Origin of the sequence: Pyxidicoccus caerfyrddinensis, from assembly GCF_010894405.1 — a bacterium.
Lineage (GTDB): Bacteria > Myxococcota > Myxococcia > Myxococcales > Myxococcaceae > Myxococcus > Myxococcus caerfyrddinensis.
Genome location: NZ_JAAIYA010000017.1, coordinates 197,743 through 210,429, shown reverse-complemented (window position 1 = coordinate 210,429; position 12,687 = coordinate 197,743). Strand labels below are relative to the sequence as shown.

Below are 12,687 nucleotides of genomic sequence, written 5' to 3'. Positions count from 1 at the left end.
AGTCCGGCGCGCCTCACCGGATAATGGCGGCATGGGACAGGAAGCACAGGATGGTGGGCGGGCGCGGGGGGCGTCTCGCGCGCAGTCGGGCCAGGCCGCGGTGGAAGCGGCGATGATCATGCCGCTGACCGTCTTCATGACGCTGGGAATCATCCAGCTCACGATGATGCAGCACGCGAAGCTGATGACCGAGTACGCCGCGTACCAGGCGGCGCGGGCCGGCATCGTGTGGAACGGCAACAACGAGCGCATGCACGACGCGGCCATCGTCGCGCTGCTGCCCACGATGGGCGCGACCAACGACATCACGAAGCTGGGGACGACGCTCGCGCTGCACCAGCTCTACGACACCGGCATGAGCGCGTTGAACTTCGGCGGCGGCGTGGTGCCCCGCACCGTCAACGGCTCCAACCTGCTGGGCATCGTCCGGGTGGACACCATCAACCCGGCGTACTTCACGCCCATCAACACCATCTGGAAGCTGCGCAACGGCGTCAACTGGCAGGAGCTGGACTTCGACGGGGCGGACAGCTTCCCCGAGGTGCCCTCGCTGGAGAACCACATCCGCAAGTTCTTCAACCTGCCGGAGCCGGACGAGTCGGAGCTCGTCTACCGCAAGTCCACGCGGCTCACCATCCGCCTGCGCTACTGGTACCAGCTGCGCGTGCCCTTCGCGAACTGGATCATCTTCACCTCGTGGTTCGCCTCCAACGCGGGCCTGGCGCTCCACGGCGCCATCGACCGGGCGACCATCACTCCGGGCGCCAACATCATGGCCGACGGCAACATCAATGGCCTGGCCGCGGCGTCCGTCCGGGGCATCCAGCACGAGAAGGGCTATGACTCCGTGTATCCGCTGGAGATGGCGGTGCTCTGGGGCCTGGCCACAGGCAGCATTCCCCTGGTCTCCAACTTCGCGGGCCGGCGCTACTTCATCCCGCTGACGGCCACGTACACCATGCGCATGCAGTCCAACTTCCACCGGAAGTGGATCATGCACCTCAACCCCGACTGGGGCCTGTAAGAGGACCCACCGACCATGATCACCCGGACCCTCCGACAGAGCTTCCGCCGCCAGGAAGGCCAGGCGCTGGTGCTGGCCGCGCTGATGGTGCTCGTCATGTCCATCGCCGTGTTGACCACCGTCAACATCGGCCACACCGTGCACGAGCGCATCCGCCTGCAGAACACGGCGGACTCCGCCGCCTACTCCATGGCCGCCATGGAGGCGCGCGCCTTCAACTTCTACGCGTACGCCAACCGCACGCAGGTGTCGCACTACGTCTCGGCGATGCTGTGGCAGTCGCTGCTGTCACTCATCTACTTCGCCGAGGCGTTCCTCGCGGACACCTACGGGTTCATGAAGACCTTGAACCCCTGCGCGGGAGACGCTGACGGCTTCTTCTGGAAGATAGCCTGTCCCCTCTTGAAGCTGATTCCGGTGGTGGGGCAGGTGCTCAAGGTCATCGACACGGCGATGGATGCCTGGAAGATCGTGGTGAGGACCTTCCATCAACTGTTGGTCACCACCAACCCGGACAAGCTCATCGGCAAGCTGGTCATCCCCACGCACTGGGTGCTCAACAGCGTGCTGTTCTTCGCATCCCAGGCGATGATGATGTCCGCGTCCACGCACGTGTTCCAGACCACGGACACGGTCATCGCGGACAACGACAAGAACATCAACTCGCTCATCAGTCAGGGCCTCACCGGCGTCATCAGCCAATGCCTCTTCGACCAGACGCACTTCGCCGAGGCCGGAGGCCGCCCGCTGGGCACACCCGCCAACCCATTCAAGGCCATCGACCCCAAGGAGACAGCCCTGGCGTCGAAGGAGGCCCGCGCCAAGCGCTCCATGGGCGGCATCTCCAATGCCACGCGCTACGCGTGTGACTCGAAGGGCGGGTTGGGCGTCGGCGGGGTAGACCTCTTGTCCTGCCAGCAGAAGTTCATCACCTCGCGCCGGATAGGAGACCTCCTCCCCCTGCCGCCCTGGCTGGGCATCATCGGCGACTGGCTCAGCAACGATATCAACATCCCCGGGGTCTTCAGCTTCGGCAAGCTGGGGCAGACCCGCATGCTGACGCACATCGCCGACTACCGGGACAAGCTCGTCAAGACGAGCAAGACGCGCAACTACATCCGCGACTGGAATGACGGCATCGCCCCAACGCTCGGCATGATGGCCCAGGGCGACAACCTGGGCTCGGACGACCTGTACTGGCTCAAGTTCGGCCCCGCGAACTTCCCCGGCGTGACGAACCCACTGGCCTGCAAGACGGACGAGGAGAACGTCGGACGCTGCTGGGGTGATCCTCGCAAGGGCCTCGAGGACACGTCCCGCAAGAAGCTGCCCTACCAGTGGATGTCCAAGACGAGCATCTGGGCCCTGAACGACCAGGAGGGCTCGTACCGCGATGGCGGCGTGCACTGGCGTGTCCACCCCCAGCGCCTGCCCACGGGTGACAGCGCGTGGCGCAACCGCCGGCGCCCCCAGGGCTCCGAGGGAGAGGTGGGAGTCACCAAGAACGAGATCTGTACCATCCCCTTCGGTTTGTGCCCCTTCGGCAAGGGGAAGATGGATGTCTACACGGCGAACGTGCACCCCGCGGAGGACGGCAACCACCCGTGGAAGGGCATCGTCCCGTTCATGCACTTCGAGCCCGGTCAGTTCCAGAGCGTGTGCGGCCGCACGGTCACCAACGACGCGGCCCCGCGCTACAAGTTCGACTTCAACCAGCCGTCCACCTGGGTCGCGCTCAACAAGTCGCCGGACGAAATCACCAACCGGGACCTCAAGGACAAGGAGGCGGGCACCAACGCGCCCGCGCTGCTGAACGCGAACGGGAAGATCCGCTTCAACTTCACGGCGGACACGGACGCGCTGGAGCTGGAGAACAACCGGAAGAAGTTCCTCAGCTTCTCCGAGGGGCTCAACGTCATCACCCGCGGCCAGAGCTACTACCACCGGCCCGGCAACTGGACGGAGCAGCCCAACTTCTTCAATCCGTACTGGCGCCCGCGCCTGGCCTCCGTGTACCAGGGCCGCCACAACCTGCCCCTGGCTGGCAGCCTGAATGACGCCCTGCCAGGCCCGCTGAAGAACATTGCCCCCAAGATCATCACCCACTAAGCCGGGACTTCGCTGATGAGATACCCAAGACAGCGCAGGGCCCCGCACCGCGGCGCCGCCACCGTCGAGTTCGCGCTCTCGGTGCCGGTGCTGGTGATGATCCTCATGTTCAGCATGTACCTCACCGAATTGGTGAGGGCGAAGCTGAAGCTCCTGGAGCTGGCGCGCTACGCCACGTGGGAGATGGCCAGCTACACCCTGTCCGACTTCGGCAACGCCGACCACGACGCCGCCTTCGCGGACGCGAAGCGGGAGGCGATGGAGGAGGTAACGGAGCGCTTCAAGGACATGGACTCGGTGGAGACCAATGCTCCGCCCGGCTCCTTCATCGCCCGCTACACCAACATCCAGGCGGACGTGGTCAACAAGGACGTGCCCTTCATCGAGGCGGGCCTGGTGCTGGGCAACAGTGGCGACGGCATGGCCAACTCCGTCCTCGGCGCGATCAATGGCGGCGCCAACGGCCTGCTGGGCTTCTGGAAGTTCAACACCAAGGGCTGGGTGGAGTCCCGGGTATCGATGCAGTTCGACAACGTCATCCTCCCCCAGCGCTACCTGGAGCAGAGCACGGGTGACTTCTTCAAGGTGGACACCTTCGGCGGCAGGAACATCGCCAGCCTGCGGCTCAGCGCCCACCACTCCATGTACGCCACCGGGTGGAACCTGCCGGACGGCAGCGACGCCGTCGTCAACGGCCGGCGCGCGGGCGGCCACACCGAGGGCGACGACGTGCACGGCCTCTACGCTCAGGTCAACCGGATGACCTTCCTGGGCGTCAAGGATCGCATCGAGGGCTCGCCGCTGGGCGGCGTGCTGTCGACCTTCAACAACTTCGCGCCGGCCTTCCTCGGCACCTTCGTCATCTCCAAGAACTACGGGTTGCAGGGTGGGGACCCGTCCCAGTGCGACGGCGTGGTCGCCTACCCCACGGCCGCGGCGCATGGCCTCCAGGACCAGATGTCGAACGACCTGGAGTTGCTCGACCACGAGCGGCCTCAGTGCTTCGACACGGCGCCCTTCCGCGACACCGAGTATTCGGATGCGCAGTACAAGAAGATCTTCGAGGCCCGTGGCGAGCACTTCATGGGTTGCAAGAATCCGCAGGCCGAAGACCCCTCCGCCCCCAATAGCGCCGACGCGACGAAGGGCGACAAGAACGAGGACATCGTCAACTGTGAGTAGCTCCCTGGCACGGCTCTGTGCGTTGCTGCTGACGGTGGGGGCCCTGGCGGCCCACGCCCAGCAGGAGCTGCCCGTCTATCCGGGCACGGTGCACACGCGCATCGGCAATGACCTGGTCATCGCCGGTGAGTACTACCGCATGGCGTACTTCACCACGGACGACCCGCTGGAGAAGGTCGCGGACTACTTCACCCGCCACTGGCGCTCGCAGGGCTACCCCACCGCGGTGGACGGTGACCTGGAGAACGAGGCGGTGGTGTCCGCCCTGTACACGCGCGAGGGGCTGCAGCGGGGCGTCGTCCTTCGCCGGCACCTCGGCAAGACGGTGGGCTTCACCGTGCTGCGGGACTTGTGGGTGAGCGCGCCGCGCAACTCCGCTCCCGGCCTGGTGAAGGTGGAGGGGATGCTCTTCACCCAGGACCTCGCCACGCGTGATGCGCCGGGCGGCTCGCAGAACCGCTCCTCGCTCGTGCAGGGCAACCTGGAAGACGTGCGCCAGCGCGTCACCCAGGAGCTCGAGAAGCAGGGCTACCAGCCGGTGCGGCAGGGTGCGATGAAGCTCGGTGGGGAAACGCAGCTCACCCTGGAGCATGCGCGCAAGGGCGAGCAGGTGGTGACGACGCTCCGGCCCGTGGAGGACGGGCTCACCGCCATGGTACAGATGTGGGTGGGCTCCGACCGGCCCGACGCCATGCCCAACGATGCCGCCGTGCGAGAGAGCCGTGAGGCCCATGAGCGCGGCCAGCGCGCGGCCAAGGAAGGCAAGAAGTGAAGGCCCTGGTGACCTGCCTCGTGCTGGCCGTGCTGCTCGCCACCGGGCCCGCCCGGGCCGCGTCGTCCGGGCCCGCGCCCACGATGAAGGCCCTGATGGACCACATGTCCCGGGGCGCGCGGGCCTCGCGCGTGGGCGACTGGGTCACCTACCGCATGGATGGCGGCGGCGCACGCGTGCACTACTGGCGCATGGCCGTCGTGGGCCAGGAGAAGGACCGGTACGAGCGGGACGCGGTGTGGATGGAGGTGGAGTTCGGCACGCACCCCGCGATGCGCGCACCCCTGGGGCAGATGAAGATGCTGGTCGTCCTGGGTGAGGCGGACGACCCGCGCCGGCACGCCATCACCCGCCTCATCGCCTCCGCGGGCTATGGCAAGCCGCAGGAGTACTCGCAGGAGGCGCTGGAGGCCATGCTCGACAAGAAGAAGGAGCCGGCCCCCGATGCCGCCAGGGCGAAGGCCGCTCCGGCCCCGGCAGTCCCCGCCGCGTACCGTCCCGTGGTGCGCTCCGGCAAGGAGGCGCGCCTGATGACCCACGCGGGCACCGTCACCGCCGTCCCGGTGGAAGTCGTCGTGCGCTCCACCGTCATCAAGCGCATGTGGATGAGCCGGGAGATTCCCGTCATCAACCTGGCGAAGATAGAGATTCCCGGCATCGGCCAGAGCATGGAGGTGGCGGAGTATGGTGTGGATGCGAAGTCCCGCATCCGCATGCCGCAGCCGACCGAGCCTGAGATCCACCTCGAGTACGCCGACGAGAAGTTCGCCAACCTCCCCTGGTTGCAGGAAGAGGAAGAGGAGAGCCCATGAACTCCGCGACGAAGACGCCGCGCTCCAGCCGCCGTGCGCGCCGAGGGCAGGCGATGTTGGAGTACTCCCTGCTCAACTGGATCCTCGTCGTGGCGCTCGTCGTCGGAGCGTCCGTGAAGGTCAAGTGGACCGATGACCGGCAGTCCAACGTCATCGACCTCTTCCTCGAGGCCTACCAGGTCTATTACGACTCGTACTACTTCGTGCTCAACCTGCCGTTCCCATGACGGCGGTGGCCCGGAAGGGGGAGGGGAGCTCTTCACCCTGGGGCCTGCGGCTCGTGCACGCGGGCGTCTTCCTGGCCCTGGCGGCGGTGCCGCTGGGCGCGTCCCGTCCCGAGTGGCGGCACCTCGTGGACGCGCTCTCGCAGCCCTTCCACGTGGGTGCTCCTCCACGGGGGGGGATGCTGCTGGGCTCGGTGGTGGCGGCCGTGGGCCTGGTGCGCCTGCTGGTGTCCCTGGCAAGGGGCCGCTCCGCGCCGCTGTGGGCCTCCCTGGCGGTGCTCGCCGGCGTCGCGGGGACGCTCGTCTCCGGCCGGGATCCAGTGGACACGCGCTCGGAGCCGAGGGCCAACCTGGCCTTCCTCGCCTCCGCACGGCGCGTGCACCTGGCGATGGTGGACCAGCTCCAGACGCGGGCCGAGGTGCCCGTCGAGACGGCGCCCTGGCAGGCCCTCCTCGAGCAGGCCTTCCGCGCCGACGCCCGCGTCCGGGACAGGACCTTCCAGAGCGTGCCGGCGCGGGTGCTGCGCGTGGAGACTCCCCGCGCGGCCGCCGAGCGCACCGTCCCCGGGGATGTCTGGCTCTTCGTCTCCCCCGACGGCGTCACCTTCTCCCTGCGCGTCGTCGGCCTGGAGCAGGGGCGGCCGGCGCTGCTGCGGGACGACACCGGCGAGCCCGTGGTGCTCACCGGCCTCTTCAACCCTGACCTGCCTGCCGCCGAACCCCCCGCACCATTGCTTCCTTGACGGGGGGCTGCTTGCGGGGTTGCCTGGAAATACAGGCTCGGTGAGGCTCCGGGTAGACGTTGACCCGGCGGTCCCTCCAGATGGGGGCCGCTGGCACTTCAGGGAGAGGCGCACATGGCAAAGGCGCGTTGGACGTGGCTACTGGTGGCGGCCCTGGTGGGGCTTGGGGCATGCAAGGACGACGGGTCGGACGGGGAGGGGACGGACGGTGGCGGGGATTCGGGGGCGCAGCCCGGCTTCGGCAAGGACCGGCGCCAGCCGAAGGGCACACCGTTCTCGCTGCCCGCGGGCGTGCAGGTGTCCGGAGCCATCGTCGGCGCGGATGATGACGGCAACTGCCCGCAGCCGCAGACGCAGGACGTGGGCAGCGGCCTCTGGGTGCGCGGCTGCCTCAAGCTCACCAACACCAGCGGTGGCCCGGTCCAGGTGACCTTTCCTCAGGGCCTCGTCATCGTCTCCACCTCGGAGAGCTACCAGAACGGCCTGCTGGTGGAGCGCGTCGTCATCACCGTGCCCCCCACGTCGGGTGGCCCCGGCGGGCTCGACGGCGGCAGCAACCCGGAGACGGTGAACGTGCCGCTGCACTTCTATTGCATCAACAAGGCGAGCGACCCGTCCGACCCGTCCGCGCGCTACGAGCTGGGGCCCATCACCGACCACCCGCAGATGCGGGAGCTCTACACGCTCCTGCAGGGCAAGGACGTCTACGACGATGGCACCAAGGTGGAGGTCGTCCAGGAGGCCATCTACAGCATCACCGACGGCTCGGGACTGACGGCGGACGACCGCGAGGGCATCCGGGACCTGTAGTCCATGGCTCGTCCACGACGGACAGGGAGCGCGCAATGGCGCATGTGGCCTGGAAGTGGCTGGTCGTCGCGGCGGCGGTGGGGGCGGGCGTGTTGGCGTGCGACGGGGATGATGACGGCGACGACGGGACGGACACGCCCGACGCGGGCGTGAACGAGGTCCGGCCCGGCCTGGGAGACGACCCGGGAGACCCCCTGGGCACCCCCTTCACCCTGCCTTCGGGCGTGGCGGTCAGCGGCCCGGTGTACGGGGCGCACGACATCACCGACGACTGCGGCAATGGGGCCCCGGGCCATGGCTCGGGTGAATTCGTGAAGGTCTGCGTGCCGCTGCGCAACACCACTGGCGGGCCGGTGGAGGTGGTCTTCCCGCCGGGCCTCGTCATCGTCGCCGCCTCGGAGACCTTCCAGAACGGCCTGCTGGTGGAGCGCGTCGTCGTGACGGTGCCGCCCACGCCCCCGGGCCCGGGCGGGCTGCCCGACGGCGGCGTGGACACCGGCGCGCACGTGGTGCCCCTCTTCACGTACTGCCTCAACGAGGCCCTTCTCCCCAACGACACGGGCACGCCCTACCGGATGGGGCCCGTCACCAGCGACTCGGCCCTGAAGGAGCTGCTGGGCCTGGTGGACGGCAAGCGCGTGTCGGGGGAAGAGGAGGTCGACGTGGTGCAGCACGCCATCTACAGCATCACCGAGAGCAAGGGCCTGACGTCGGGGGACCGCGCCGACCTGGCCGACCTGTAGCACCCTGGTTTTTTCTTCCGGAATGGCGCGGGATGCCGGGCTATCGCGAGAGGTGGTTTTGACACCCGGCGTATCGCACGGCTAACATCCCGCGCCATTCGCGCTTGTTGCGCAGGATTGTACTCGCACACCCCCTCTGGACTTCACCGCCGAACGGCACCCCCCGTTTTGGAGGTTCCTGAACCATGCTGAAGGGCAAGACTCCGCTCGTCGTTGCGCTCGTGCTGGGCCTGCTGGCCGGCGTCATCGCGTATTCCGCCATCAAGAAGAAGGAGGCGGACGTTCGCCGCGGTTGGAACCTGGTGCCTGTCGTCGTGGCGGCGCAGGACATCCCCGAGGGCACGGTCATCACCTTCGAGATGATCTCCCAGCGCTCGGTGCCGGAGCAGTTCGTCACCTCGTCGGTGGTGCGTCCTGACTCCGCTTCCTACGTCGTGAACCAGAAGGTGCTCGTGGCGCTGCAGTCGGGTGATCCGCTGCTGTGGAGCCAGTTCGAGACCACGAAGGCCGCCGAGCGCCTGTCCACGAAGGTGCAGCGCAAGGCCCGCGCCATCACCATCGAGGCGAAGAACACCACGTCCGTCGGTGGGTGGATCCGCCCCAACGACAAGGTGGACGTCATCGGCACCTTCCGGGATCCGCAGACGGACGAGAGCGTCGCGGTGACGCTGCTCCAGAACGTCATCGTGGTGGCCACCGGCAAGATCACCGGCACCACGAACGTGAACCTGATTCCGGAGAACCAGCGCGAGTACAGCAACATCTCGCTGATGGTGCTGCCGGAAGAGGCGGAAATCCTGGTGCTGGCGACGGAACTGGGCGCGCTGACGCTCACCCTGCGCAACGAGGACGACGTGGACCTCATCGAGGAGCGCGGCCGCGCCACCATCAGCACGCTGCTGTCCGGCGAGCGCACCCGCGTGCTGGAGCAGAAGCGCCGGGAAATCATCCAGATCATCAAGGGCGGCGCGGAGAAGGCCGCGGGCGCGGCAGCGCCGTAACGGCGCTCCACGCGGGTCCTCCAGGGAACCACGCCCATGCTCGCCGGAATCGTCCTCCTCCTCGTCACCGGGTCTGTCTTCTTCTTCAGCCTGGTGATCTTCAGCGTCCTGTCGAAGGCGTACGAGCAGTACCAGGAGCGCTACGTCGCCAAGTCGATGAACGACTTGAGCGACATGTTCCTCTTCATCGACCCGCGCCAGATGTTGATCCTCAACATCGCGAGCATGTGCTTGCTGGGGATCCTCTCGTACATCATCTTCAACCCCATCCTCGCGGTCATCGCCACGGTGTTCGGCTTCTTCGTGCCGATGCTGATGGTGAAGCACTACCGCAAGCGGCGCATCAAGAAGTTCAACGTCCAGCTGGTGGACGCGCTGCAGGCCATGGCCAACGCCTTCAAGGCGGGCCTCACCTTCCCGCAGGCCATCGAGCACGTGGCGCGCGAGGCCATGCCTCCGCTGTCCCAGGAGTTCGGCCTCTTCGTGAAGGAAGTGAAGCTGGGCGTGCCCCTGGAAGAGGCGCTCATCAACATGGGGCGCCGGGTGGGCAGCGACGACCTGGAGCTGGTGGTGGTGTCCACGAACATCGCCCGGCAGCTTGGCGGCAACATGGCGGAGATGTTCGAGACCATCTCCACGGTGATCCGCGAGCGCTTCCGCCTGGAAGGCAAGATCGACGCGCTCACCTCGCAGGGCAAGCTGCAGGGGTGGATTGTCGCGGCCATGCCCGGGGTGCTGGGCATGGTGCTCAACTACATGCGGCCGGACCTGATGGAGCCCATGATGAACCACCTCTTCGGGTGGATCCTGGTGGTGATCATCGCCATCATGGAAATCATGGGCATCCTCATCATCCGCCGCATCGTCAACATCGATATCTGAGGGGTGCACCGTGGATGTCCTGACGCAAGTGCTGGTCGGCAGCTCGGCGCTGCTCTTCGCGGGGGCCATCGGGTTCCTGGGCCTGGGCCTGTACCAGACGCTCCTCGAGCGCTTCCTCTCCGAGGTGCGCGACGAGTCGGCCGGTGGCATGAAGGGCGCGGGTGGCGTGGCCATCCGCCGGCTGGGCGCCATGAACCGCCGCTTCATGTGGCCGAGCTACGAGGCCAAGGCGCGCCGCAACCTCATCAAGGCCGGTGAGCCTCAGGGCTACAAGCCCGAGGACATCATGGCGCTGCAGGAGGTGAGCTTCGTGGTGGGCCTGCTGATGGGCCTGTTCATGCTCAACGGCCTGGGCCAGAACCTGGGCTGGTGCCTCGTCTTCGCGCTCTTCGGTATGTACTACCCGCTGATGTGGCTGAACGACCAGGTGAAGAAGCGCCACCTGCAGATCAGCCGCGCGCTGCCCTACAACCTGGACCTGCTCACGCTGTCGGTGGAAGCGGGCCTGGACTTCACCGCGGCGCTGGCGAAGGTGGTGGAGAAGGGCAAGCAGGGCCCGCTGCGCGAGGAGCTGCAGCTGGTGCTCAAGCAGCTGAAGATGGGCAAGACGCGTGAAGAGGCGATGAAGAGCATGATCGTCCGCGTGGACCTGCCGTCGCTGACGACGTTCGTCACCGCGCTCATCCAGGCGGACAAGATGGGCACCAGCCTGGGCAAGGTGCTGCGCATCCAGTCCACGCAGATGCGCATCGACCGCACCCAGCGCGCGGAGAAGCTGGCCGGCGAGGCCCCGGTGAAGATGCTCTTCCCGCTCATCGCCTGCATCTTCCCGACGGTGTTCATGGTGCTGTTCGGGCCCATCGTGTTCCAGTTCTTCTTCGGTGAGCTGGCCTGAGGTCGTTGCCCTGCCTATCCGTCTGACCATCACCAAGGGGCTCCAGGAGGGACGGGAGCTCGTCTTCGAGCAGGCCGAGGTGAAGATCGGCCGCACCTCGGAGAACGACCTGGTGCTGCACGACCACGGCGTCTCCCGTCGGCATGCGCGCATCATCGAGCGCGCGGGGCTGTACTTCGCCGCGGACGTGGGCAGCTCCAACGGCACCTCCCTCAACGGCACGCTGCTCCCGGGTGAGCAGCAGCTGAGGGACGGGGACCGCATCACCGTGGGCCCCGTGGAGTTCACCTTCGTCTGGGTGCCCCCCGACGGAGACGAGGACGCCACCCGCCCCATCCGCCGCACCGCGGCGCTGGGGGGCCCCTTGGACGGCCCGCCCGACGTCCTCCCCACCGGAAAGCTCCCCGCCGTCACCCCGCAGCGCCCCGCGGACTCGCCGCCTCCGGCGATGGCTCTGGAGAAGGCGGACGCCCGCTCCGTGCCCGCGCGTCCGGCGCCCGCGCCCGCCGCCGAGGGGATGACGGCCGCCGAGCGCGCCCGCCGCCGCCGCGAGCTGGCCGGCAGCGGGGGTGGGCAGCTGGCGCTGTGGTGGGGCGAGCTGTCGCGCGGGGCCCGGGTGGTGGTGGGCCTGGGCATGGCGCTGGTGCTGGCGGGCGGCCTGGGGGCGCTGGGCTGGGTGTTCCTGCCCGAGGGCGGAAAATCCGGCAGGCGCGGACCGGAGCCGCTGTCGCTCGGGGTGGACCCGGTGCCGGACTCGTTCGGCCTGGGAGAGGGCGTGCAGTGGGAGCGCCCGGACCAGAAGTCGTTCGAGTTCCAGTTCGTCACGCCCACGCGGGCGGTGGCGGTGCTGCACTACCAGGCCAGCGGCATCTCCAAGGAGGAGGTGGCGCTGGTGCTCAACGGGGCCAACCTGGGGTGGGTGCCGCCGGACACAGCCAGCGCCATGGAGCGCGAGCTGGAGTTCATCCTCCCCATCATTTCGCTCAAGCGGAACGACCTGAACACCGTCGTCTTCGACAACGTGCGCAACCCGCCCGGCAACGAGTCGTGGCGGGTGTGGAACCTGCGCCTGGAAATCATCCCCGTGCCGGAGCTGTCCCGCGACGAGCTGGTGACGAAGGCGCGCCAGTACGCGGTGGCCGGGGCCCGGTTCTACGAGACGCGGGCCATTGGCTCGGAGAACCTCTTCAAGGCCTGGCAGCAGTACCGCTTCGCGTGGCTCACCCTGGAGGCCCTGGACGAGAAGCCGGACCTGTACCAGGACGTGCGCTTCCAGCTTGGTCAGGTGTCAGCCGAGCTCGACCACAAGTGCAGCCAGCTGATGCTCGATTTCCAACGCAGCGTACAGTTCCGGAACGCGAAGAAGGCCCGGGCAGCCCTGCAGGAGGTCAGCAGGCGCTTCCCTACAGCCGAGCATCGCTGCCACAATCGGGCGCTGGAGTTGGCTTACGAGCACGAGCTGTAACCCCGTGCCCCCCTCGTAGGAAGTC

General features: G+C 67.6%; 13 protein-coding genes. All 13 read left to right on the top strand.

Annotated elements, in window-relative coordinates; genetic code table 11:
• Positions 1 to 31 precede the first annotated feature (31 nt).
• The 13 genes from G4D86_RS34315 to G4D86_RS34255 all read left to right on the top strand — a co-directional run bounded on the left by G4D86_RS34315 (position 32) and on the right by G4D86_RS34255 (position 12,662).
• Positions 32 to 1,024, top strand: a complete 993-nt coding sequence (locus G4D86_RS34315) for a TadE/TadG family type IV pilus assembly protein (protein ID WP_163998330.1) — start codon at positions 32 to 34, stop codon at positions 1,022 to 1,024.
• A 15-nt stretch (positions 1,025 to 1,039) separates the two neighbouring features.
• Positions 1,040 to 3,133, top strand: coding sequence for a TadE/TadG family type IV pilus assembly protein (locus G4D86_RS34310; RefSeq protein ID WP_163998329.1), 2,094 nt, complete (start codon positions 1,040 to 1,042; stop codon positions 3,131 to 3,133).
• Positions 3,134 to 3,148: 15 nt separating this feature from the next.
• Positions 3,149 to 4,315 carry a TadE/TadG family type IV pilus assembly protein gene (locus tag G4D86_RS34305; protein WP_163998328.1) on the top strand — a complete coding sequence of 389 codons (1,167 nt, stop codon included), beginning with the start codon at positions 3,149 to 3,151 and terminating at the stop codon, positions 4,313 to 4,315.
• Positions 4,308 to 5,087, top strand: a complete 780-nt coding sequence (locus G4D86_RS34300; protein ID WP_163998327.1) for a hypothetical protein — start codon at positions 4,308 to 4,310, stop codon at positions 5,085 to 5,087. The genes G4D86_RS34305 and G4D86_RS34300 overlap by 8 nt, the downstream gene beginning before the upstream one ends.
• Positions 5,084 to 5,899 (top strand): hypothetical protein, encoded by an 816-nt coding sequence (locus G4D86_RS34295; protein WP_163998326.1) that lies wholly within the window; start codon positions 5,084 to 5,086, stop codon positions 5,897 to 5,899. Before G4D86_RS34300 ends, G4D86_RS34295 begins: the two co-directional genes overlap by 4 nt.
• The gene (locus tag G4D86_RS34290; protein WP_163998325.1) at positions 5,896 to 6,126 is read left to right on the top strand and encodes a hypothetical protein; all 231 of its coding nucleotides are present in this window, start codon (positions 5,896 to 5,898) and stop codon (positions 6,124 to 6,126) included. Before G4D86_RS34295 ends, G4D86_RS34290 begins: the two co-directional genes overlap by 4 nt.
• Positions 6,123 to 6,866, top strand: coding sequence for a hypothetical protein (locus G4D86_RS34285; protein WP_163998324.1), 744 nt, complete (start codon positions 6,123 to 6,125; stop codon positions 6,864 to 6,866). The genes G4D86_RS34290 and G4D86_RS34285 overlap by 4 nt, the downstream gene beginning before the upstream one ends.
• A gap of 114 nt (positions 6,867 to 6,980) precedes the next feature.
• Positions 6,981 to 7,676: a hypothetical protein gene (locus tag G4D86_RS34280; RefSeq protein ID WP_163998323.1), complete on the top strand. Its 696-nt coding sequence runs from the start codon at positions 6,981 to 6,983 to the stop codon at positions 7,674 to 7,676.
• 35 nt (positions 7,677 to 7,711) lie between these two features.
• Entirely contained in the window at positions 7,712 to 8,419 is a 708-nt protein-coding gene (locus G4D86_RS34275) for a hypothetical protein (RefSeq protein ID WP_163998322.1), read from the top strand.
• 185 nt (positions 8,420 to 8,604) lie between these two features.
• The gene (cpaB, locus tag G4D86_RS34270) at positions 8,605 to 9,420 is read left to right on the top strand and encodes a Flp pilus assembly protein CpaB (RefSeq protein WP_163998321.1); all 816 of its coding nucleotides are present in this window, start codon (positions 8,605 to 8,607) and stop codon (positions 9,418 to 9,420) included.
• 36 nt (positions 9,421 to 9,456) lie between these two features.
• Positions 9,457 to 10,302, top strand: coding sequence for a type II secretion system F family protein (locus G4D86_RS34265; RefSeq protein ID WP_163998320.1), 846 nt, complete (start codon positions 9,457 to 9,459; stop codon positions 10,300 to 10,302).
• A 10-nt stretch (positions 10,303 to 10,312) separates the two neighbouring features.
• Positions 10,313 to 11,197, top strand: a complete 885-nt coding sequence (locus G4D86_RS34260; protein WP_163998319.1) for a type II secretion system F family protein — start codon at positions 10,313 to 10,315, stop codon at positions 11,195 to 11,197.
• Positions 11,184 to 12,662, top strand: coding sequence for an FHA domain-containing protein (locus tag G4D86_RS34255; protein WP_240360619.1), 1,479 nt, complete (start codon positions 11,184 to 11,186; stop codon positions 12,660 to 12,662). Before G4D86_RS34260 ends, G4D86_RS34255 begins: the two co-directional genes overlap by 14 nt.
• Positions 12,663 to 12,687: the final 25 nt, after the last annotated feature.